Source organism: Pseudomonas fluorescens HK44 (genome assembly GCF_000217955.3).
In the GTDB taxonomy this organism is placed as follows: domain Bacteria; phylum Pseudomonadota; class Gammaproteobacteria; order Pseudomonadales; family Pseudomonadaceae; genus Aquipseudomonas; species Aquipseudomonas fluorescens_AQ.
Map to the genome: position 1 here is coordinate 205,647 of NZ_AFOY02000010.1, position 20,899 is coordinate 226,545.

Annotated in this window: 21 protein-coding genes and 4 tRNA genes; 18 read left to right on the plus strand and 7 right to left on the minus strand. The window is 58.9% G+C overall.

All coding sequences use genetic code 11. The features are described 5' to 3' along the window. Window positions 1–32 precede the first annotated feature (32 nt). Window positions 33–2,648: a FimV/HubP family polar landmark protein gene (locus tag HK44_RS11140; protein WP_019692672.1), complete on the plus strand. Its 2,616-nt coding sequence runs from the start codon at window positions 33–35 to the stop codon at window positions 2,646–2,648. A 236-nt stretch (window positions 2,649–2,884) separates the two neighbouring features. Here the strand turns inward: HK44_RS11140 and HK44_RS11145 are convergent, their stop codons facing one another. Further along, window positions 2,885–3,544: a M24 family metallopeptidase gene (locus HK44_RS11145; RefSeq protein ID WP_019692671.1), complete on the minus strand. Its 660-nt coding sequence runs from the start codon at window positions 3,542–3,544 to the stop codon at window positions 2,885–2,887. Between the two features lie 212 nt (window positions 3,545–3,756). Here HK44_RS11145 and truA point away from each other — a divergent pair, with 212 nt between their 5' ends. From truA to HK44_RS11205, 12 genes are all read left to right on the plus strand, one after another. Beyond that, complete coding sequence (truA, locus tag HK44_RS11150) at window positions 3,757–4,581, plus strand: tRNA pseudouridine(38-40) synthase TruA (protein WP_024264858.1); 825 nt, start codon at window positions 3,757–3,759, stop codon at window positions 4,579–4,581. Window positions 4,582–4,644: 63 nt separating this feature from the next. Continuing rightward, window positions 4,645–5,268 (plus strand): phosphoribosylanthranilate isomerase, encoded by a 624-nt coding sequence (locus HK44_RS11155; protein ID WP_019692669.1) that lies wholly within the window; start codon window positions 4,645–4,647, stop codon window positions 5,266–5,268. 218 nt (window positions 5,269–5,486) lie between these two features. Continuing rightward, window positions 5,487–6,407, plus strand: a complete 921-nt coding sequence (gene accD, locus HK44_RS11160; protein ID WP_019692668.1) for an acetyl-CoA carboxylase, carboxyltransferase subunit beta — start codon at window positions 5,487–5,489, stop codon at window positions 6,405–6,407. Further along, window positions 6,404–7,711, plus strand: coding sequence for a bifunctional tetrahydrofolate synthase/dihydrofolate synthase (gene folC, locus HK44_RS11165; RefSeq protein ID WP_019692667.1), 1,308 nt, complete (start codon window positions 6,404–6,406; stop codon window positions 7,709–7,711). The genes accD and folC overlap by 4 nt, the downstream gene beginning before the upstream one ends. Beyond that, window positions 7,695–8,351: an SPOR domain-containing protein gene (locus HK44_RS11170; RefSeq protein ID WP_019692666.1), complete on the plus strand. Its 657-nt coding sequence runs from the start codon at window positions 7,695–7,697 to the stop codon at window positions 8,349–8,351. Before folC ends, HK44_RS11170 begins: the two co-directional genes overlap by 17 nt. A gap of 187 nt (window positions 8,352–8,538) precedes the next feature. Further along, window positions 8,539–9,099: a CvpA family protein gene (locus HK44_RS11175; protein ID WP_019692665.1), complete on the plus strand. Its 561-nt coding sequence runs from the start codon at window positions 8,539–8,541 to the stop codon at window positions 9,097–9,099. Window positions 9,100–9,140: 41 nt separating this feature from the next. Further along, window positions 9,141–10,646, plus strand: a complete 1,506-nt coding sequence (gene purF, locus HK44_RS11180; protein WP_019692664.1) for an amidophosphoribosyltransferase — start codon at window positions 9,141–9,143, stop codon at window positions 10,644–10,646. A 66-nt stretch (window positions 10,647–10,712) separates the two neighbouring features. Beyond that, entirely contained in the window at window positions 10,713–11,924 is a 1,212-nt protein-coding gene (locus HK44_RS11185; protein ID WP_019692663.1) for an O-succinylhomoserine sulfhydrylase, read from the plus strand. Then, window positions 11,921–12,697 carry an SDR family oxidoreductase gene (locus HK44_RS11190; RefSeq protein WP_019692662.1) on the plus strand — a complete coding sequence of 259 codons (777 nt, stop codon included), beginning with the start codon at window positions 11,921–11,923 and terminating at the stop codon, window positions 12,695–12,697. Before HK44_RS11185 ends, HK44_RS11190 begins: the two co-directional genes overlap by 4 nt. A gap of 159 nt (window positions 12,698–12,856) precedes the next feature. After that, window positions 12,857–12,932, plus strand: a tRNA-Val gene (locus HK44_RS11195). 54 nt (window positions 12,933–12,986) lie between these two features. Continuing rightward, a tRNA-Asp gene (locus tag HK44_RS11200) sits at window positions 12,987–13,063 on the plus strand. Between the two features lie 92 nt (window positions 13,064–13,155). Next, window positions 13,156–13,232, plus strand: a tRNA-Asp gene (locus tag HK44_RS11205). A gap of 226 nt (window positions 13,233–13,458) precedes the next feature. Here HK44_RS11205 and HK44_RS11210 read toward each other — a convergent pair. Continuing rightward, window positions 13,459–14,742, minus strand: a complete 1,284-nt coding sequence (locus HK44_RS11210; protein WP_019692661.1) for an NAD(P)/FAD-dependent oxidoreductase — start codon at window positions 14,740–14,742, stop codon at window positions 13,459–13,461. Window positions 14,743–14,926: 184 nt separating this feature from the next. Between HK44_RS11210 and HK44_RS11215 the strand changes: the two genes are divergently transcribed. Beyond that, window positions 14,927–15,003 (plus strand) — tRNA-Val (locus tag HK44_RS11215). A 235-nt stretch (window positions 15,004–15,238) separates the two neighbouring features. Next, entirely contained in the window at window positions 15,239–15,961 is a 723-nt protein-coding gene (locus HK44_RS11220) for a metallophosphoesterase (protein ID WP_019692660.1), read from the plus strand. Between the two features lie 16 nt (window positions 15,962–15,977). On the opposite strand, the gene HK44_RS11225 is transcribed toward HK44_RS11220, so the two are convergent. Beyond that, window positions 15,978–16,160: a hypothetical protein gene (locus HK44_RS11225; protein ID WP_019692659.1), complete on the minus strand. Its 183-nt coding sequence runs from the start codon at window positions 16,158–16,160 to the stop codon at window positions 15,978–15,980. A 204-nt stretch (window positions 16,161–16,364) separates the two neighbouring features. Here HK44_RS11225 and HK44_RS11230 point away from each other — a divergent pair, with 204 nt between their 5' ends. Then, complete coding sequence (locus HK44_RS11230; protein WP_019692658.1) at window positions 16,365–16,565, plus strand: hypothetical protein; 201 nt, start codon at window positions 16,365–16,367, stop codon at window positions 16,563–16,565. Between the two features lie 339 nt (window positions 16,566–16,904). Beyond that, on the plus strand, window positions 16,905–17,360 hold the full coding sequence (locus HK44_RS11235; protein WP_019692657.1) for a DUF2214 family protein: 456 nt from the start codon (window positions 16,905–16,907) through the stop codon (window positions 17,358–17,360). Between the two features lie 229 nt (window positions 17,361–17,589). Here the strand turns inward: HK44_RS11235 and csrA are convergent, their stop codons facing one another. Then, the gene (gene csrA / locus HK44_RS11240; RefSeq protein ID WP_007920550.1) at window positions 17,590–17,784 is read right to left on the minus strand and encodes a carbon storage regulator CsrA; all 195 of its coding nucleotides are present in this window, start codon (window positions 17,782–17,784) and stop codon (window positions 17,590–17,592) included. Window positions 17,785–18,033: 249 nt separating this feature from the next. On the opposite strand from csrA, the gene HK44_RS11245 reads away from it, so the two are divergent. Further along, on the plus strand, window positions 18,034–18,399 hold the full coding sequence (locus tag HK44_RS11245) for an SPOR domain-containing protein (protein ID WP_020723544.1): 366 nt from the start codon (window positions 18,034–18,036) through the stop codon (window positions 18,397–18,399). 16 nt (window positions 18,400–18,415) lie between these two features. Here HK44_RS11245 and HK44_RS11250 read toward each other — a convergent pair whose 3' ends face one another. The 3 genes from HK44_RS11250 to HK44_RS11260 form a co-directional block, all read right to left on the minus strand. Beyond that, window positions 18,416–19,108: an endonuclease gene (locus HK44_RS11250; protein ID WP_019692655.1), complete on the minus strand. Its 693-nt coding sequence runs from the start codon at window positions 19,106–19,108 to the stop codon at window positions 18,416–18,418. A 4-nt stretch (window positions 19,109–19,112) separates the two neighbouring features. Beyond that, window positions 19,113–19,394, minus strand: a complete 282-nt coding sequence (locus tag HK44_RS11255; RefSeq protein WP_052014740.1) for a DUF1654 domain-containing protein — start codon at window positions 19,392–19,394, stop codon at window positions 19,113–19,115. A gap of 194 nt (window positions 19,395–19,588) precedes the next feature. Next, window positions 19,589–20,677, minus strand: a complete 1,089-nt coding sequence (locus HK44_RS11260) for an asparaginase (protein ID WP_019692653.1) — start codon at window positions 20,675–20,677, stop codon at window positions 19,589–19,591. Window positions 20,678–20,899: the final 222 nt, after the last annotated feature.

The following is a 20,899-nucleotide window of genomic DNA, read 5'->3' on the forward strand; positions in this document are numbered from 1 at the left end:
TTGCCGAGGAAAGTTCAACAAAGGATGAGGCTATGGTTCAAGTTCGCAAACTGGTGTTAGCAATAGCGGCCGCCTCGGCGCTGTCCTCCGGTATGGCGCATGCCCTCGGGCTTGGGGAATTGACCCTGAAGTCGACCCTGAACCAGCCCCTGGTAGCAGAAATCGAGTTGCTCGACGTCAAGGACCTCACCGCTGCCGAAGTGGTACCGAGCCTGGCGTCGGCCGCCGACTTCGCCAAGGCCGGGGTTGATCGTCAGGCGTTCCTCAACGACCTGACGTTCACGCCAGTGCTCAATGCCAGCGGTAAAAGCATCCTGCGGGTGACTTCAAGTCAGCCACTTTCCGAGCCGATGGTGAAATTCCTGGTTCAGGTGATGTGGCCAAGCGGCCGACTGCTGCGCGACTACAGCGTGCTGCTCGATCCGTCCAAATTCTCGCCGCAGACGGCTGACGCTGCTGCGCAATCCGCACCGGCTCAAGCGCCGGCGGTCAACGCCCCAGTGACTGGCGCGAGCAAGCCTGCGCAGCACGTCACGACGCCGCGCGACACCTTGTGGGAAATCGCCGCGAAGGCGCGCAATGGCGGCTCGATCCAGCAAACCATGCTGGCGATTCAGGCTCTGAACCCGGATGCCTTTATCGATGGCAACATCAACCGGCTGAAAACCGGTCAGGTCTTGCGCCTGCCGGACGCCACGCAAAGCACCAGCCTGCCGCAGCCTAAAGCCGTTGCCGAAGTCGCCGCGCAGAACACGGCCTGGCGTCAGGGACGTCGCTCGGTTCACCGGGTGCAGGCGCAACAGCTTGATGCAACCAAGCGCGGGCATGATGTGGTCGCGCCGCAGGGGGCTGCCAAGGACCGCCTGAGCCTGGTGTCGGGCGAGCCCGGCAAAAAAGGTGGTAAAGGTGCAGCGGGCGATAGCAAGGCCATCGGCAACAAGCTGGCGGTAGCCCAGGAAGGCCTCGATACGACGCGTCGCGACAATGCCGAGCTGAAAAGCCGCATGACTGACTTGCAGAGTCAGTTGGACAAGCTCCAGCGCTTGATCGAGCTGAAAAATAATCAACTGGCCAAGCTGGAGGCAGAAGGCTCGGGCGCAGGTGCTGGTGCTGCTCAACCTTCGGCGGCGATGTCAGCTGATCTGGTTGCCCAGCCAGCGGCGGCGCCTGCACCCGCGGTAGCGCCAGAGGCAACGCCGGCCGCGGTGCCTGCCGAGGCGCCGATTCAGGCAGCCCCGGCGGTGAGTGACGAGCAAAAGTACAACGAACTGCTGACCAATCCGATACTCCTGGGTCTGGTGGGTGGCGGTGCCGTGGTGCTGTTGCTGCTGCTGTTGTTGCTGGCGCGTCGGCGCAAGGCTCAACAGGAAGCCGAGAAGCACAAGCGCATGGCGAAGGCGCTGGCTGAAGAGTCGGACTTGACGGAAGACCTCAATCTGCCGGAAAGCAGCTTCGAAGGCCTTGAGGTGTCGGCGCGAGTCGTCAAGCCTGCAACGGTTCCAGTTCCAGTTCCAGCTCCAGTCGTGGCGCCGGTGGTCGTGACACCGCCGATTGCTGCGCCATTGGTCGCGCCGGCGGCCGAGCGTTCGGACGATGTCCTGGCGCACGCCCAGTCGCACATCCATGCCGGGCGTCTGAATCAGGCAGCCAGCCTGCTTGAAGACGGCATCAAGCAAGAGCCACAACGCAGCGACCTGCGCTTGAAGCTGATGGAAGTCTACGGCCAGCAGGGCGATCGCAGTGCGTTCGTGGCGCAAGAGCGTCAGCTGGTTGCCAATGGCAAAAACCATGCTGACGTTGAGCAGCTGAAAAGCCGCTTTCCGGCGATGGTTGCCGTGGCAGCTGTTGGCGGCATCGCCGCCGCGGCGGTCGCTGCCGAACTGGATGCGCAGTACGTCAAGGACCTGCTGCACGAGGAGCCCAAGGCACCGGAACCTGAAGCTGCACCGGCTGATGATGACTTCGACAGCGCCTTCGACCTGAGCCTGGACGATCTGGAAGCCGCATCGCCAACGGTCGTTACGCCAGATCCGGCGCTGGATCTGGATGCATTTCCACTCGATGACGAGCTGAGCTTCGAATCTGTTCTGCAACAGCAAGCCGAGGCCAAGGACAGCCTGGATGATCTGTCGGATTTCGACCTTGATCTGGGTGGCGACGTGCCGGGTTCGATCCTGGCCGACGACGAGTTCCTGCTCAACCTTGACGACGATCTGAAAGACCTGCCAGCGGTCGAGTCGCCTGCAGTCACTGAGGCGGCGCTTGATGATCTGGAGTTGCCAGCCGATTTCGATCTGTCCCTGGCAGATGAAATCGATGCTCACGCCAAGCCTGAGTCAGACGACTTCATGTCCGAACTGGACGACGTCAATGCCGAGCTGGATCGTTTGTCCGGTAGCCTGGAGCATCCGCCTATCGCCGAGCCAAGCTTCACCGCTGAAGACGCGGCGGCGGGGATGGAGATGGGTGAGCCCGATTTCGATTTCCTCTCGGGCACTGACGAAGTCGCGACCAAGCTGGACCTGGCGCAGGCTTACATCGACATGGGTGACAACGACGGCGCACGGGACATCCTCGGTGAAGTGCTCAGCGAAGGTAATGACGGTCAGAAGAGCGAAGCCAAGGAAATGCTCGCGCGTATGGCCTGATTGACCGATAGCGCATAACAAAAACGGCAGCCCATCGAGGCTGCCGTTTTTGTTTTGGGGGGAGAAACCCTTTAGGGATTGGTCACATAACCCGTGGCGAGGGAGCTTGCTCCCGCTGGGTTGCGAAGCAACCCCAAAATCTGCAATCGCATTCTTTCAGGCACTCCTCACCAGAAGGCTTTACGACTGCTTCGCAATCGAGCGGGAGCAAGCTCCCTCGTCATAAGTGCATTACCTTAAGCCAGCAAATCCTCGTAAAACGCACCGAACGGCCGGGTAGGGTGGGCCAGCTGGATTTCGAGGATCCACAGTCCGACATTCGGGCAAGCTTCGAAACTGCCCAGATCGCCGGCGCGATAGATCGCGTGGGGGAAGTCGCTGACTCGATGGCCCTTGATGTCCAGGTTCAATACCCAGCCCATCGCGCACGCCTGTTCTTCTGCGTAGCGATACAGCTCGGGGCCGGCGACCCGATGGGTGCGCCAATAGTCCTGAACCCGGTCGAACAGGGTTTTTGCGGCTGCTGCACAGGCAATCATTTCCGGGTCGTTGCCGGCAGTGAACGTGGCGCCGGAGTCGCCCTCGTGGCGATCCCACACAACGCCGAGGTCAATGAAGAAAATATCGTTTTCGCCCAGCACCGGGTCGCCGCTCGAGGGCTGCTTGAAGGTTTTCAGGGTGTTCTCGCCGAAGCGGATCTTGGTCGGGTGCCAGATGCGGTCCATGCCCAGTTCGGTCAGTACTTCAAGCCCCATTACCAGGGCTTCTGACTCCAGCATGCCGGGCTTTATCCGGCGAGCCATTTCTTCGATGGCTTCCCAGGTCTTGCGTTTGGCGTGGAGCATTCCCTCCAGGCTGTAGGCCAATCCAACGGCTTCCTTTTCTATGACGCTCATTTATCAGTTCTCATCAGGTGTTGGATCTTCGTTGTATGCTTGTCTATATAGCGAAACGGCGGCGACTCATGCAAATGACAATTCATTTACTGGAGGGCGAACAAAAAACACCATGAACATGGCGTCCCGGCCCTGCGGCCTTATAATGCCCGCCTTTGCGTAGATCAGCAGGCTGTCATTCCTTGGCAAATATAGATAACCCGGCCGCCGAAATGGCGGCCGACGGCTTTTTCCGGATCGCGTTGGGCGTTGAATACAAAGGCTCGCGCTATCGCGGCTGGCAGCGTCAGGCGTCCGGTGTGGCCACCGTGCAGCAAATCCTCGAAACGGCCCTGTCGAAGGTCGCGGACTCGCCGGTGTCCTTGCACTGCGCGGGTCGCACCGACGCCGGCGTGCATGCCTGTGGCCAAGTGGTGCATTTCGATACGCAAGTCGACCGCTCGTTGAAAGCCTGGGTCATGGGCGCCAACATCAACTTGCCGCACGATATCAGCGTCAGTTGGGCCAAGGTCATGCCGGCGCACTTTCATGCGCGTTTCAAGGCGATTGCCCGGCGTTATCGGTATGTGATCTACAACGATCAGATCCGTCCGGCGCACCTCAACGAAGAGGTCACCTGGAATCACCGGCCGCTGGATGTCCAGCGCATGGCCGACGCGGCGCAGCATCTGATCGGCACCCACGACTTCAGCGCTTTTCGCGCCGGACAGTGCCAGGCCAAGTCGCCGATCAAGGAAATCCATCACCTGCGCGTCACCGGGCACGGCAAGATGATCGTGCTGGATATCCGCGCCAGTGCGTTCCTGCATCACATGGTGCGCAATATCGCCGGTGTGCTGATGACCATCGGTGCCGGTGAACGTCCGGTGGAATGGGCCAAAGAAGTGCTGGAAAGCCGGGTCCGCCGTACCGGTGGCGTCACGGCCCATCCATTCGGGCTGTACCTGGTGCAGGTCGAGTACCGCGACGAGTTCGAGTTGCCCGAGCGTTACATCGGTCCGCACTTCCTGACCGGCTTCTCGGAACTTGACGGCTGACGCCCTCGAACGCATTTGCTACCATCCGGGACTTTCCCGGATTTGCCCTGAGGTTCAAACGACATGTCAGCCGTTCGCAGCAAAATTTGTGGGATTACCCGCATTGAAGATGCGTTGGCGGCGGTTGATGCCGGGGCAGACGCAATCGGTTTGGTGTTCTATGCCAAAAGTCCGCGGGCGGTGACGGTGCAGCAGGCCCGCGCGATCATCGCCGCGTTGCCGCCATTCGTGACCACGGTGGGCTTGTTCGTCAACGCCAGTCGCTGCGAACTCGGAGAGATTCTCGACGCGGTGCCGCTGGACCTGTTGCAGTTCCATGGCGACGAAACCCCGGCCGATTGCGAGGGTTACCATCGGCCGTACATCAAGGCATTGCGGGTCAAGGCGGGCGATGACATCGCTGCCAGTTGCAATGCTTACGCTAAAGCCAGCGGCATTTTGCTCGATACCTATGTCGAAGGTGTTCCCGGTGGAACCGGCGAGGCCTTTGACTGGTCATTGATACCGCAAGGTTTGAGCAAGCCGATCATCCTTGCAGGCGGGCTGTCGGCGGCCAATGTGGCCGAGGCGATTGCCCGGGTTCACCCGTACGCGGTGGACGTCAGCGGTGGGGTAGAGCAGAGCAAGGGCATCAAGGATCACGCGAAGATTCGCGCGTTTATACAGGCAGTGCGCACTAGCGTGTAGTCGATGTGACGGCTGGCAGTCTGCCGCCGTCCATTGCACTGTACGAAACAGGTGTACTGCATTAGGCAGGCATGGCTGAGGGTTGTTGGGTTGTACGAAGGTCAGTCTTGCTGACCCGGCTATCCACCGATCATCGCCGCACACATGAATTTAGCTCAAGGGCATACGCGGGGCTGCGAACCAAAGCGTTCGGGCCGCCGGTACTGGAGAAAGAAAGCATGAGCAACTGGTTAGTAGACAAACTGATCCCTTCGATCATGCGTTCCGAGGTGAAGAAAAGCTCGGTGCCTGAAGGCCTGTGGCACAAGTGCCCGTCTTGCGAGGCGGTACTGTATCGTCCGGAGCTGGAAAAGACCCTGGATGTTTGCCCCAAGTGCAACCACCACATGCGCATCGGCGCACGTGCGCGGATCGACATCTTCCTTGATGCCGAAGGCCGTGCCGAACTGGGCGCTGACCTGGAGCCGGTTGACCGTCTGAAATTCCGCGACGGCAAGAAGTACAAGGATCGCCTGACTGCCGCGCAGAAGCAGACCGGCGAAAAAGACGCACTGATCTCCATGAGCGGTACCCTGCTGGGCATGCCAGTGGTGGTGTCGGCGTTTGAATTCTCCTTCATGGGCGGTTCGATGGGTGCGATCGTCGGCGAGCGCTTCGTGCGTGCGGCCAACTACGCGCTGGAAAATCGTTGCCCGATGATCTGCTTCGCCGCTTCCGGCGGTGCGCGGATGCAGGAAGCGCTGATCTCGCTGATGCAAATGGCCAAGACCTCCGCGGTACTGGCGCGTCTGCGCGAAGAAGGCATTCCGTTCATTTCCGTGCTGACCGACCCGGTCTACGGCGGTGTTTCCGCCAGTCTGGCGATGCTCGGCGACGTGATCGTCGGTGAGCCGAAAGCCCTGATCGGCTTCGCCGGTCCGCGCGTTATCGAGCAGACCGTGCGTGAAAAACTGCCGGAAGGCTTCCAGCGCAGCGAGTTCCTGCTGGAACACGGTGCAATCGACATGATCATTGCGCGTCAGGAGCTGCGCCCGCGTCTGGGTAACCTGCTGGCACAACTGATGGGGCTGCCGACGCCTGAGTTCGTGGCTGCGCCCGTCGAGCCACTCGTGGTTCCGCCGGTGCCTGCAAACCTATGACCGAGCGTTCCCTTGGCGACTGGCTCGCCTACCTTGAGCAGTTGCATCCGTCAGCCATCGACATGGGGCTTGCGCGCTCGCAAGAGGTAGCCTCCCGGATGGGATTGGGCAAGCCGGCGCCTCGGGTGATCACGGTCACCGGCACCAATGGCAAGGGGTCTACCTGTGCGTTCGTGGCATCATTGCTGCGGGCGCAAGGGCTCACGGTCGGTGTCTACAATTCTCCGCACCTGCTGCGTTACAACGAGCGGGTGCAGATCAATGGCGTCGAAGCCACTGATGCGCAGTTGTGCGAAGCCTTTGCGGCAATCGATGCCGGACGCGGTGAAATTTCCCTGACGTACTTTGAAGTGGGCACTTTGGCGGCGTTCTGGCTGTTTCAGCGTGCGGGTCTGGATGCGGTGGTGCTGGAAGTCGGTCTCGGCGGACGCCTGGACACCGTCAATCTGGTGGATGCCGACGTCGCGCTGGTCACCAGTATTGGCGTCGATCACGCAGATTACCTCGGCAATACCCGCGAATCCGTAGCTTTCGAAAAGGCCGGCATTTTCCGTCAGGGCGCGCCTGCGCTCTGTGGTGACCTCAATCCGCCTCAACCTCTGCTGGATAAAGTGCGCGAGCTCAATTGCCCGTTCTTCCTGCGGGGTCGTGATTTTGATTTGGGCATCACCGAGCAGCACTGGCAGTGGCGGGGCGTCGATCCGCAAGGGCGTGCGATTGAGTTGCACGACTTGCCGCTGCTGGATCTGCCGATGGAAAACGCCGCGCTGGCATTGCAGGCTTATGCGCTGCTGGGCCTGCCATGGCAGGCCGAGCAAATTGTCGCTGCATTGAAAGCGACGACAGTGGTCGGGCGTCTGGATCGCCGCCAGTTCAACTGGCACGGCAAGCGCCTGAACCTGATGCTGGATGTGGGGCATAACCCGCATGCGGCCGAGTATCTGGCTCAGCGTTTGGCTCGCCGGCCAATAGCAGGTCGGCGGTTGGCGGTATTTGGTTTGTTGGCTGACAAGGATCTCGATGGAGTTGTCGGCGAATTGAGTGGTAGTGTCCAGCATTGGGCTGTCGCCCCGCTTGATTCTGCGCGCGCACGTCCGGTTGCGGATTTGCAGGTTGCGTTGCAGAGCCTTGGGGCGTCGGTAACATCCTATGCCAGTGTCGCGGATGCCCTGGAAGGGCAGTGCGAACTGGCAACGGCGGAAGATGAAATTCTGCTGTTCGGATCATTTTATTGTGTTGCCGAAGCCCTCGAATGGTTGGCTCGGCGCTCCACGGAGGAAGCTGCACATGGCTTTGCTGGATAACGCGTACAAGCAGCGAATGGTTGGGGCTCTGGTTTTGGTGGCATTGGCGGTGATTTTCTTGCCAATGCTGTTTTCCCGGGAAGATGAGCAGCGTCAGGTGGTGGTTCATGCCCCGGCTGCACCTCAAGCCCCGGCAATGCCGCAGGTACAGATTGAGCCCGTGGTGGTACCGGAGCCGCAAGCGTTGCCGCAGGAGCCGGTTCCAGGCGATGACGAGATTGCTGCCGAGAAAGCCCCTTCCAAGCCGGTTGCCCCCAGCACTCCTGTCGCACCAGCCCCGGTTGCCGCCAAGCCGGTAGCACCGGCTCCTGCACTCAAGCCGGCTCCGGCTCCGGCGCAACCGGTCGCGGCGGCGCCGAGCAAGCCTGATACCAGTCAGAGTCGCGTCGATGCCAATGGCCTGTCGGTCAGTTGGTCGGTGCAGTTGGCCAGCCTGTCGAGCCGTGAAAGTGCCGAAAGCTTGCAGAAAACCCTTCGCAGCCAGGGTTACAACGCCTATATCCGTACCGCCGATGGCAAGAACCGGGTGTTTGTCGGTCCGTTGATCGAGCGTGCAGAGGCCGATCGCCTGCGTGACCTGCTGGGTCGGCAGCAGAATCTCAAGGGCTTTGTCGTTCGCTTCCAGCCTGAGCGCGGTTAAAGGCATCACGTGCCTGTAGCGGCTGGCGCAGCCTGCGCCAGCTACTGCGGGGGGCATGCAAGCGGGCCAATCACAGGTGCTGGCGTTTGTTATAACCATTTGATTTCAAATGCACTTGCAATCGCAGCTTACCGATAGCCATGGGCTCTGCTAAAATGCGCCGCCTTATCCGTCTGTAGGCTGCACTGTGCCATTTACCTGGGTTGACTGGGCGATCGTCGCGATCGTCGCCATCTCCGCTTTGATCAGTCTGAGCCGCGGCTTCGTTAAAGAAGCGCTATCGCTGCTGACCTGGATCATCGCAGGGGCCGTTGCCTGGATGTTCGGTGGCTCGCTGTCCGGGTACCTCGCCGGATACATCGAAACCCCGTCGGCTCGCGTGATCGCGGGCTGTGCCATCATGTTTGTTGCCACCTTAATGGTGGGCGCAATGATCAATTACCTTATCAGCGAACTGGTTCGCGTCACCGGCCTGTCCGGGACCGACCGTTTTCTTGGCATGGCCTTCGGCGCGGCGCGTGGCGCGCTGCTGGTGGTCACCGCCGTCGGGCTCTTGAGTCTGGGCCCGGTACAGCAGGATAAGTGGTGGCAGGAGTCAAGGCTCGTGCCACAATTTCTATTAGTTGCAGACTGGTCCAAAAACCTCATATTAGGGTGGAGCAGTCAGTGGCTGGCCAGCGGTATCAGCGTACCCGCTGACATACCGTTCAAGGAGCATCTCTTGCCGACGGCCAAAACGCCGCAGTGAGATGTGTTCAGTTCAGTTTCATTAAGTAGGGGTTGCGTCGCATGTGTGGCATCGTCGGTATCGTCGGTAAGTCGAACGTCAATCAGGCGCTGTATGACGCGCTAACCGTCCTCCAGCACCGCGGCCAGGACGCTGCCGGTATCGTGACCAGCCATGATGGCCGGTTATTCCTGCGCAAGGACAACGGTCTGGTTCGTGACGTGTTTCATCAGCGTCACATGCAGCGCCTGGTCGGTCACATGGGCATTGGCCATGTGCGTTATCCGACCGCGGGCAGCTCGACTTCGGCCGAAGCTCAACCGTTTTACGTCAACTCGCCGTATGGCATCACCCTGGCGCACAACGGTAACCTGACCAACGTTGAACAGCTGGCCAAGGAGATTTACGAATCTGACCTGCGCCACGTCAACACCAACTCCGATTCGGAAGTGCTGCTCAACGTGTTCGCTCACGAACTGGCCCAGCGCGGCAAGTTGCAGCCAACCGAAGAAGACGTGTTTGCGGCTGTCACTGATGTGCACAACCGTTGCGTGGGTGGTTACGCGGTGGTGGCCATGGTGACCGGTTATGGCATCGTCGGTTTCCGTGATCCGCATGGTATCCGTCCGATCGTCTTCGGCCAGCGTCACACCGACGAAGGCGTCGAATACATGATCGCCTCCGAAAGCGTTTCCCTGGATGTGCTTGGTTTTACCCTGATTCGCGACCTCGCGCCGGGCGAAGCGGTCTACATCACTGAAGACGGCAAGCTGCATACCCGTCAGTGCGCGACGAACCCATCGCTGACTCCGTGCATCTTCGAACACGTCTACCTGGCGCGTCCGGATTCGATCATCGACGGCGTTTCGGTTTACAAGGCCCGCCTGCGCATGGGTGAGAAACTTGCCGAGAAGATCCTGCGCGAGCGTCCGGATCACGACATCGACGTGGTCATCCCGATTCCGGATACCAGTCGCACCGCGGCGCTGGAGCTGGCGAACCACCTGGGTGTGAAGTTCCGCGAAGGCTTCGTGAAGAACCGCTACATCGGCCGGACCTTCATCATGCCGGGCCAGGCTGCACGGAAAAAATCCGTACGCCAGAAGCTCAACGCCATCGAGCTGGAATTTCGCGGCAAGAACGTGATGCTGGTGGACGACTCGATCGTTCGCGGCACCACCTGCAAGCAGATCATCCAGATGGCTCGCGAAGCCGGCGCCAAAAACGTCTACTTCTGCTCGGCAGCGCCAGCCGTGCGTTACCCGAACGTGTACGGCATCGACATGCCGAGCGCCCACGAGTTGATCGCCCACAATCGTACGACTCAGGACGTGGCTGATCTGATCGGCGCTGATTGGCTCATCTATCAGGACCTGCCGGACTTGATCGAAGCGGTCGGTGGCGGCAAGATCAAGATCGAGAACTTCGATTGTGCGGTGTTCGACGGCAAGTACGTCACCGGTGACGTCGACGAGGCTTACCTGAACAAGATCGAGCAGGCACGTAACGATGCCTCCAAGGTCAAGACGCAGGCAGTCAGTGCGATCATCGATCTGTACAACAACTGAGTTTCTACCGGCCCTGAGGGGCCGGTTTTGTATCTACCAATAAAGAACAAGGCAAGGAGTGACAGCATGAGTCAGGAATGGGATGCCGGTCGGCTGGACAGCGACCTCGATGGCGTAGCGTTCGATACCCTGGCCGTACGCGCCGGTCAGCACCGCACGCCGGAAGGCGAACACGGTGATCCGATGTTCTTCACTTCAAGCTACGTGTTCCGTACCGCTGCCGATGCGGCGGCACGCTTCGCTGGCGAAGTGCCGGGCAACGTTTACTCGCGCTACACCAACCCGACCGTTCGTTCGTTCGAAGAGCGGATTGCTGCTCTTGAAGGTGCCGAGCAGGCCGTGGCGACGGCCACCGGCATGGCAGCAATCCTTGCAGTGGTGATGAGTCTGTGCAGCGCTGGCGATCATGTGCTGGTCTCGCGCAGCGTGTTCGGCTCGACCATCAGCCTGTTCGAAAAGTACTTCAAGCGTTTTGGCATCGAGGTCGATTACGTGCCCTTGGCGGAATTGTCCGGCTGGGACGCGGCGATCAAGGCCAACACCAAATTGCTGTTCGTCGAATCGCCGTCCAATCCTTTGGCTGAGTTGGTGGACATTGCTGCGTTGTCGAAAATCGCTCACGCCAAGGGCGCGATGCTGGTGGTCGACAACTGCTTCTGCACGCCAGCCTTGCAGCAGCCGCTGAAGCTCGGTGCGGACGTGGTCGTGCATTCGGCAACCAAGTTCATCGACGGTCAGGGCCGTTGCATGGGGGGTGTGGTGGCCGGTCGTGGCGAGCAGATGAAAGAAATCGTCGGCTTCCTGCGTACTGCCGGGCCGACCTTGAGCCCGTTCAACGCCTGGATCTTCCTCAAGGGTCTGGAAACCTTGAGCCTGCGCATGAAGGCGCACTGCGCCAATGCTCAGCAGTTGGCCGAGTGGCTGGAGCAGCAGGACGGCATCGAGAAAGTCCATTACGCCGGCCTCAAGAGCCATCCGCAGCATGAGTTGGCTCAGCGCCAGCAGAAGGGTTTTGGCGCGGTGGTGAGTTTCGAGGTCAAGGGTGGCAAAGAGGGCGCCTGGCGCTTTATCGATGCCACGCGCTTGATTTCGATCACTGCCAATCTCGGTGACAGCAAGACCACCATTACCCATCCGAGCACCACCTCTCACGGTCGCCTGGCGCCGCAAGAGCGTGAGGCTGCGGGGATTCGCGACAGCTTGATCCGCATTGCGGTCGGCCTGGAAGATGTGGGTGACCTGCAAGCAGATCTGGCGCGTGGCCTGGCTGCCTTGTGATCGAGTTGTCCACGCCTGCAAGTGGTACTCATGGCCGGGTTGCACTGGTCACTGGTGCTGCGCGCGGCATAGGTCTGGGGATTGCCGCCTGGCTGGTCAGCGAAGGCTGGCGGGTGGTGCTGACCGATCTGGACAGGGTGCGCGGCTCGAAGGTTGCCGGGGTGCTGGGTGACAACGCCTGCTTCATCGGTATGGACGTGGCCGATGAGCAGCAGGTGGCGCAGGGTGTCGCCGAGGTGCTCGGGCGGTTCGGTCGCATCGACGCGCTGGTGTGCAATGCGGCCGTCGCCGATCCGCACAACATTACATTGGAAAGCCTCGATCTGGCGTACTGGAATCGGGTGTTGGCGGTCAACCTCAGTGGGCCCATGCTGCTGGCCAAGCATTGTGCGCCTTATTTGCGTGCTCACAGCGGCGCCATCGTCAATCTGGCCTCGACCCGAGCGGCGCAGTCGGAGCCGGATACCGAGGCTTACGCGGCGAGCAAGGGCGGTTTGCTGGCATTGACTCACGCCTTGGCCATCAGCCTGGGGCCGGAGATTCGGGTCAATGCGGTCAGCCCCGGCTGGATCGATACGCGTGATCCGGCGGCGCGGCGTGCCGAACCGCTGAGCGATGCAGATCATGCTCAGCATCCGGCGGGGAGGGTAGGGAACGTCGAGGATGTGGCGGCGATGGTGGCCTGGCTGCTGTCGAAGAATGCCGGGTTTGTCACGGGCCAGGAGTTTGTGGTCGATGGCGGCATGACCAAGAAAATGATTTATAGCGATTAACCGGGGTGCCGGGGCATGGCTGGAGACGGCTTGAGGTTGGGGGTGTCACAGATTGGTGCCCGGGAGATGACATGATTTTGTCTTTTTCAGAAAAACTTCAAGCAGGCTATTGACTTAGCTTCGGTATCTGCGTAAATTTCGCGGCCTCAGAGAAGCAAAGGGTGATTAGCTCAGCTGGGAGAGCGTCTGCCTTACAAGCAGAATGTCGGCGGTTCGATCCCGTCATCACCCACCACTTCTTGAGTCTTGCGAAAGCAGGAAGGAAGCTGTAAAAAGCCTCCACCGACGCGCAGCGGTAGTTCAGTCGGTTAGAATACCGGCCTGTCACGCCGGGGGTCGCGGGTTCGAGTCCCGTCCGCTGCGCCATATTTCCAGATCGGGTTTTCCCGGTTTGAGATTGAAAAGCCTCAGCTCTTCAATCCGACAAAGGTTCACACAGACGCAAGTCTGAGCGATACGCAGCGGTAGTTCAGTCGGTTAGAATACCGGCCTGTCACGCCGGGGGTCGCGGGTTCGAGTCCCGTCCGCTGCGCCATATCTGCCTCAAGGCCCACTGAACGCCTTGAAGCTACGAAGAGAGCCACTGGCTACTTCGAGTCGATAGCAAAAACCCTGGTCGAAAGACCGGGGTTTTTTGTTTGTGGAATTTGGAATCCGAATGTTGGCTCCCACCATGCGTAGGAGCCAAGCTTGCTCGCGATAGCTATTTCAATGACGCCATCGCCGGCAAGCCGTGCTCCTACAGGTGTGCTGGCATTCAATCAGAAATCGAACTTGTCTCGCAGGCCGTAATACCAGGCGCCCAGTGCGGCAAACGGAGTGCGCAACAACTGGCCGCCGGGGAAAGGGTAGTGCGGCAGGTCGGCAAAGGCATCAAAGCGCTCTGCCTGACCGCGCAAGGCTTCGGCCAGGACTTTGCCTGCCAGATGCGTGTAGGTCACGCCATGGCCGCTACAGCCCTGGGAGTAATAGATGTTGTCGCCCAGGCGTCCGACCTGCGGCAAGCGCGACAAGGTCAGCAGGAAATTGCCGGTCCAGGCGTAATCGATCTTCACATCCTTGAGCTGCGGGAAGGCCTTGAGCATCTTCGGTCGAATAATCGCTTCGATGTTGGCCGGATCCCGGGCGCCGTACACCACGCCGCCACCGAAGATCAGGCGCTTGTCGCCAGAAAGGCGATAGTAGTCGAGCAAGTAGTTGCAGTCCTCGACACAGTAATCCTGAGGCAACAGGCTCTTTGCCAGCTCTTCGCTCAAGGGTTCGGTGGTGATCACCTGAGTGCCGCACGGCATTGATTTGGCGGCCAGCTCCGGAACCAGATTACCCAGGTAGGCGTTGCCGGCGACGATGATGAACCTGGCCCTGACCTTGCCTTGAGGCGTATGCACCACCGGGTTGGCGCCACGCTCGATGCGTACGGCGGGTGACTGTTCGTAAATCGTCCCGCCCAGCGATTCGACGGCCGCAGCTTCACCCAGTGCCAGGTTGAGCGGGTGGATGTGGCCGCCACTCATGTCGAGCATGCCGCCCACGTATTGATCACAGGCGACGACTTCGCGAATGCGGCGCTTGTCCAGGAGTTCCAGCTGAGTGTGGCCGTAGCGCTCCCACAGGCGCTTCTGCGACTCCAGATGGCCCATTTGCTTGTGGGTGATGGCTGCAAACACGCCACCGTCTTTCAGGTCGCACTGGATCTGGTATCTGGCCACGCGGTCGCGAATGATCTTGCCGCCTTCAAACGCCATTTGACCGAGCATTTGCGCTTGCTTGGGGCCAACGCTGCGTTCGATCACATCGATATCGCGGCTGTAACTGTTAACGATCTGGCCACCGTTGCGACCCGAGGCGCCGAAGCCGACTTTGGCAGCCTCCAGGACTGTCACCCGAAACCCGCTCTCCAGCAAAAACAGTGCGCTGGACAGGCCGGTATAGCCCGCACCAATAACGCAGACATCGGTCTCTACGTCATCCCGTAGCGTTGGGCGCAACGGGGCGGCGTTGGCCGACGCGGCGTAATAGGATTCCGGATAAGGGATGTTCGCCATCCTGTAACCTCTGTTTAATATATTTTACGATTGCTCCGATCCTACCTGAGTTAAAAATCGACTGCCAGCTACCCGGAATATCTTCTTTGCTGTACCAAAATTAAATATTTTGCATATTCATAGGGTTAGGTGAAAAAAAGGTGTTGACACCCCTCCGGAATTCCGTAGAATGCCGCCTCACAGCAGGCACGTAGCTCAGTTGGTTAGAGCACCACCTTGACATGGTGGGGGTCGTTGGTTCGAGTCCAATCGCGCCTACCAAACAAAATCCGCTCTGCTGGGCGGTCTAGAAGGGCTCACCGAAAGGTGGGCCCTTTTTTGTTGTCTGTGATTTTTCAAATTTTTTGAAAAACCCCCACCGCGATACACCTTCAAGTCAGCATTTGCCTTCGCAAATGTCTGAGTTCGAAGCGTTCAAGGGGGTAGCATAAGAGTCGCAAGCGAGGCGAATACACTGGATTGAAAAGGGCCTTATGAAGGTACCGGGGGTGGCAGCATGACCCAGGTTCAGCGTTTCACAATCAACACCGCGGGCCGCGACTTTGCCGTGGGTGATATTCACGGCCATTTCACCCGGCTTCAGGCAGCACTTGATGCCGCCGGCTTCAACCCCGCAACCGATCGGCTCTTCAGTGTTGGCGATATGGTTGACCGCGGCCCCGAATCTACCGACGTTGACGTGTGGCTGGCCAAGCCGTGGTTCTTTGCCGTGCAGGGCAATCATGAGCAAATGGCGGTCGATGGCCATCGGCTCAGCCATAAAGGCCAGGCCAGTTACCTGCACATAATCAACGGTGGTGCCTGGCTGTACGGTCTGTCCAGCGCTGAGCAAGCCTTCTATGTCGATCTGTTCGCCGAGCTGCCTATCGCAATTGAAGTAATGACGCCCATGGGGCCGGTGGGACTCGTGCATGCTGATTGCCCGTTCGATGATTGGGCGCAAATGCTTGGCGCCCTTGAGCGGGAGCAAGGCTCGATGCGGCGTAGTGTTCAAACGATCTGCCAGTGGTCCCGTTCGCGCATTACCAGCGAAAACGCTACTGGCGTCAGGGGCATCAGGGCCGTGATCGTCGGCCACACGGTGGTCCTTCAGCCGACCGTGCTGGGCAACGTCTACCACATCGACACTGGCGGCTGGATGGGCGGCCATTTCACGCTGATTGATCTGGCCACTCTCGAGTGCTTGCCGTCGGTCAATCCAGAAGTGCGCAGCCGGTGAGTGGGTTGCGGGTAGCTCAGGAGGTTGTGTACTCGAGATACAGCCTTTCGAGCGCCTCTTGGTACTTGTCTCCGGTTAAAGACTTTTTCAGGGCTTCCACGACTTCGAGTGCTGAAGCTGCAGCCAGGGCTTCGTTATCTCCCCGGCTTGCGGCGCGCAGTCGTGCTGCTGCAATGATCGCGTCTTCAGTCGTTTGCATGGTGTTGCCCTCGAAGGGCTCGGTCTCACTGATGCCGACAATCCACCATTAATTCTACCCCCGGGGTATGCCATGACAACCAGGCTGCCTGCCTGGATCGAGCTACGGTTGTTGGGGTGGCGTGCGCCGACTGCCAACTCAAGCGCGGCATGTGCGCGGTTCGAGCGTAAAATAGCTGGGCTACCTCATCAAAAGGAGCCGAATATGAATGCCGACCAAATGAACAAACGGACGGCTGGAGAAAGAGTCGTTTGGGATCAGTATTTTTGTGCTGCGCTGATAGCCGAAAGCAATCTCACTGCGCCAACGGTAGGGGGGCCGAAGTCGAGTCACGATGAGTGGCAGAATCTATTGGTCGACAGGGCCAAAGTTCTTGCTGACAAGATGATGGAGCACCGGCAGTAAACTGAGCCCAGCCATCGCGCTGGGCTCTTCACATGTGTCGGATAACGACCATCGCACAGGCGAAAAAAAACCCGCAGGTGGGCGGGCTTTTGATCGATGGGGGCGTTGATCCTTCAACGGTTGCAAGTGTGCTCTGTGGCTCAAACCCAATCAACTGAATGGCGACGAAACACCGGAATAATACAGAGTGGCGTACCCGTTTGATCGCGGCCAATTGAAGGTGAGGGCAAGATGCTCGTTTGTCTTGTCTTGTCTTGTCTTGTCTGCGAAGCGAGGCGAGGCGTTTTGGACTACTACTGACAGGCCGATTATTTTTCGTCTTGAATGGGGAGCAATTCGATGCTGGTTCACTGGTTTCTCGCCGCGGTCCATCTTTTGGCTTATGGCCTGGCGCTCTGGGGTGTTCTGACGCGTGGCATGGCTTTTCGTCGAGTAGGCGCGGAGGGTGCGGGGGCTCGTAGTGTTTTGCTGGCAGATAACGTTTGGGGCGTCTGTGCATTGACTCTTCTGGTTACCGGCGGGATTCGTGCCTTTGGCGGGTACGAAAAGGGGGCGGGCTATTACCTGCATCAACCGCTGTTCCATCTGAAAATGACTCTATTCGTCATCATCCTGCTGCTCGAGATTGCACCGATGGTGGCCTTGATCAAATGGCGGATCGCGTTGAGTCGAGGTGCACCGATTGATATCGCGCGGGTCCGTCTCTTTGCGCGGATCAGTCATATCGAGGCGCTGTTGATTATCTTGATGGTCGTGGCTGCGACAGGCATGGCGCGAGGAGTGACGTTTGGATAGTCGGCTAACGTTGCTGCGCTATGGATTGGAGTGTCCAGGCCGGCTGTGAGGTTTTCACTGGGCTGAATCCGAATCGTCTGACAGTAAGGCTCATGGCGATGTCGTTAGTATCGGCATCACCGGCAGGGTGTCGGTGCTGCGCCGTTGTCATGGGGGAAGGCGGGGCGCGTAGAATCTTTAGCCAGCCGTTGCCGTGAGAGAAAGGGCTGGCTACTGATTGCTGACGGGCTCAGGGGGTTTCGCGCTTGTCCGGCGCAGTAAGACCCGCCTGAATACGTTGGTAGATTTCTTCGCGATGCACCGCAACGTCTTTCGGGGCATTAATGCCGATTCTGACCTGCTGGCCGCTAACGCCCAGAATAGTGATGGTAATGTCATCACCGATGTTTATGCTTTCACCGACTTTGCGGGTGAGTATCAGCATGATCTTCTCCTTGATAGCTTTGTAGGGCACCTGACTCAGACAATGCAGATGTCGGTAGTACCTATAGATTAGTGCGAAGTGTCACGGTTTGGGTGCCTCTTTCTGACGTGCAGACGCTGCATTAATTCCCAAGGTGCGACTATACAGAGGCGAGAAACATCATTCTCGTTGTTTTGAGGCCTGTTTACCGGGTCGCGGGGCATTCCCGGGTGATAAAATCCTGGCTTTTGGCATTCAGAGGGGAAGGTTGTGCGCAAAATGGCGTTGGTGGTCGCGGTATTGGTGTTGACCGGATGTGGTCAGGAAAAGGCCGGGGAGTCGAAAAAACCTCAGGCGCCGGTTGTTTCTGCGCCGGCTGTCGCTGCTGCCCCGCAATGGGATGTTCTGGTTCAGGGCGAGACCGTGCAGGCGATCAGCGATCTCACTGGCTGGCTGATCGAGCACAGTTTTGTTTCCTACGTGGTCACGCAAGACGGCAAACAGCGCGTGCTGGTCGGGCCGTTCAACTCAAAAGCCGAAGCCGAGGCAAGGCAGGTCGAGCTGACCGCAGCCCTGGCCAAGGCGAAGAAGATGAATATCGAATCAATGGTCGTTGAGCACAGCGCGGCTCAATAACTGATTCTGGTGCCTGTTATCCGCAGGCCTTCATGTCGACGGGGCCGACGAACTCATTGCCGCGCCCCATCACGCACGCGACGCTCTGATTGCGTTGGCGCTCCCAGCGTTGTACCGGGTAAGTCCTGTTCCAGGCCTCGAAGAGCTGTCGATCCTGTCTGGACAGACGTAGCCCGTATTGCTTGCTCATGTAGAAATAAGTGCGAGCGATCATCCCGCGAATAGACGGGCGGGGCATGACCTTCCTGGCCTTGAAGTCGACCTGGGTCAGGCACGAACCGTATTGCCCGAATTGCACGGGGAGCCAGCCGAAGCTGAAATTGCTACGGTCCCCGTTCACCTCGCCGATGCTTGGCACCAGGTTGTGCAGGTCGGCCTCGGCGCGCTGATAGGTCGGGTCATGACGTGTGCAGTCCTGGCGACCACCCTGTTGCCAGCACTGGCGTTGGTGACCGATTTGCCATGCCGCAACGATGTGCTCCCATTCGATACGTGCTGCGCGCTTGGCGTTTTTACGTGGCACGTAACCGCAGGCTTTGAGGTCGACCCGATTGCCCGTGTATTTGCAGCCACAATAGAACTCGGTGGACTGTGGGGCGTAGAGTGTCCAGGCGACCTTTTTCGCTTCGTTGAACGTGCGTGGCGCATCCGCCTGAGCACTGACGACAACGAAGAGCAACAACAGCAAAGCCAAACAGCGAACAATCATTGACTCAGTCTTCCGTCGGCACAACCCAGAAAATCTGCACGCCGCCATCGTCGCGATAAGCGAGGGTGACGTTGTCGTTCTCGGCGATTTCCTTGAGCAGGCGTTCCCATTCATCTACTGGCTCGTCGGGCAGACGGAAGATCAGGGCGGTCTTGGCTTTTTGGGCGGTCGGGGAGTTGATGATTTTTTGAACGCGCAAACCGAGTCGTTCGTAAGCGCCTGGAGGGTTGGTCGCTGCTGAAGAGGTCGTGGTCACAGGGTGCTCCTTATTAAGCTGTACGTGCATACAGTATTTAACTGTAGGCAATTTCGCAACTGCTTAACATTCAAGAAAATCCTCTCACAGCGAGTTTTTCCGTTTGGTGTAAACCGGTTTGAGATTGTTCAGAAGAAATGGCGAGAGCGGCGGGGTGCAGATCACTCGCCCGAGCGGGCGAGTGGGGGGGAAGCGTCCGGCGGGATCAGGCCGGACGCAGTGAATCAGTACTCCCAGAACATCCGTTGCAGCTCTTTGCTGTCCGACGTCTTGGTCAATGCAACCATCGTCAGGATGCGGGCTTTTTGCGGGTTCAGGTCATGCGCAACGACCCAGTCATACTTGTCGTCTGGCTGTTCGGCGTTGCGCAGGACAAAGCCGCCGGCATTGACGTGGGAAGAACGAATGATCTGCACGCCATCCTTGCGCAGTGTCTGCAAGGTTGGAACCAAACGCGAAGACACCGAGCCATTGCCGGTGCCGGCATGGATGATGGCTTTGGCGCCAGCTTGGGCCAGGGCCTTGTAAGCGGTGCCGTCGACATTGCCATAGGAATAGGCGATTTCGACGTCAGGCAGGCTCTTGATGGTTTTGATGTCGAATTCCGAATCCATGGTGTGGCGCTTGGCTGGCAAGCGGAACCAATAGGATTTGCCTTCGATCACCATGCCCAATGGGCCCCATGCGCTTTTGAACGCTTCAGTCTTGAGGTTGATCATTTTGCTGACATCACGACCCGACTGAATTTCGTCGTTCATGGTGACCAGCACGCCTTTGCCGCGAGCATCTTTGCTACCCGCTACGGCGACGGCGTTGTACAGGTTAAGCATGCCGTCAGCCGACATCGCGGTGCCTGGGCGCATCGAACCGACAACGATGATTGGCTTGTCGGTTTTTTCCACCAGGTTCAGGAAGTAGGCGGTCTCTTCCAGGGTGTCGGTGCCGTGAGTAATAACGATGCCATCGACGTCTTTGCTGTCGGCCAATTCGGCCACGCGGCGGCCCAGTTGCAGCAGGTTTTCGTTGGTGATGCTCTCGGAGGCGATTTGCATCACTTGCTCGCCGCGAACATTGGCCAATTGGCTCAGTTCAGGGATGCCGGCGATCAACTGCTCGATCCCGACTTTTGCGGCCTGGTACGTAGCACTGTTGGCTGAGCTGGCGCCAGCACCGGCAATCGTGCCGCCTGTAGCGAGGACGACCACGTTTGCCAGTTTCTGTCGGGTTTCGACTTCTTTTGCTTGCAGTGCAGTCGGGAGGAGCAGCAGGAGGGCCAAAGCGCCCGGAATAAAGGTATTGAAGGCAGATTTCATTGTTTTCTCTCTAATAGTGATGACGGTGCTGATGCAGGTTCATCTAGAAACACCCCAAGCAGATCTGAATGCCGGGGATGCCCAGTAAGAGCAGGATCTGTACCAGTCATACCCAGGATTGAAAATTATTTTAACTTTATGATTTTAAACAACTTATTGTTCAGGTGTGGTGGCGCTCAAGGCGATTGTCGTCCGGGTTTCCGAATATGTGTAAGAGAAGTG

Coding starts and splice junctions, on each gene's coding strand:
- HK44_RS11225 (WP_019692659.1), bottom strand. CDS start 16,160: ATGCAAACGACTGAAGACGCGATCATTGCAGCAGCACGACTGCGCGCC.
- HK44_RS11235 (WP_019692657.1), top strand. CDS start 16,905: ATGCTGGTTCACTGGTTTCTCGCCGCGGTCCATCTTTTGGCTTATGGC.
- HK44_RS11250 (WP_019692655.1), bottom strand. CDS start 19,108: ATGATTGTTCGCTGTTTGGCTTTGCTGTTGTTGCTCTTCGTTGTCGTC.
- HK44_RS11230 (WP_019692658.1), top strand. CDS start 16,365: ATGAATGCCGACCAAATGAACAAACGGACGGCTGGAGAAAGAGTCGTT.
- csrA (WP_007920550.1), bottom strand. CDS start 17,784: ATGCTGATACTCACCCGCAAAGTCGGTGAAAGCATAAACATCGGTGAT.
- HK44_RS11155 (WP_019692669.1), top strand. CDS start 4,645: ATGTCAGCCGTTCGCAGCAAAATTTGTGGGATTACCCGCATTGAAGAT.
- purF (WP_019692664.1), top strand. CDS start 9,141: ATGTGTGGCATCGTCGGTATCGTCGGTAAGTCGAACGTCAATCAGGCG.
- HK44_RS11145 (WP_019692671.1), bottom strand. CDS start 3,544: ATGAGCGTCATAGAAAAGGAAGCCGTTGGATTGGCCTACAGCCTGGAG.
- HK44_RS11220 (WP_019692660.1), top strand. CDS start 15,239: ATGACCCAGGTTCAGCGTTTCACAATCAACACCGCGGGCCGCGACTTT.
- HK44_RS11170 (WP_019692666.1), top strand. CDS start 7,695: ATGGCTTTGCTGGATAACGCGTACAAGCAGCGAATGGTTGGGGCTCTG.
- HK44_RS11255 (WP_052014740.1), bottom strand. CDS start 19,394: ATGCACGTACAGCTTAATAAGGAGCACCCTGTGACCACGACCTCTTCA.
- HK44_RS11140 (WP_019692672.1), top strand. CDS start 33: ATGGTTCAAGTTCGCAAACTGGTGTTAGCAATAGCGGCCGCCTCGGCG.
- accD (WP_019692668.1), top strand. CDS start 5,487: ATGAGCAACTGGTTAGTAGACAAACTGATCCCTTCGATCATGCGTTCC.
- HK44_RS11260 (WP_019692653.1), bottom strand. CDS start 20,677: ATGAAATCTGCCTTCAATACCTTTATTCCGGGCGCTTTGGCCCTCCTG.
- folC (WP_019692667.1), top strand. CDS start 6,404: ATGACCGAGCGTTCCCTTGGCGACTGGCTCGCCTACCTTGAGCAGTTG.
- truA (WP_024264858.1), top strand. CDS start 3,757: ATGGCGGCCGACGGCTTTTTCCGGATCGCGTTGGGCGTTGAATACAAA.
- HK44_RS11185 (WP_019692663.1), top strand. CDS start 10,713: ATGAGTCAGGAATGGGATGCCGGTCGGCTGGACAGCGACCTCGATGGC.
- HK44_RS11210 (WP_019692661.1), bottom strand. CDS start 14,742: ATGGCGAACATCCCTTATCCGGAATCCTATTACGCCGCGTCGGCCAAC.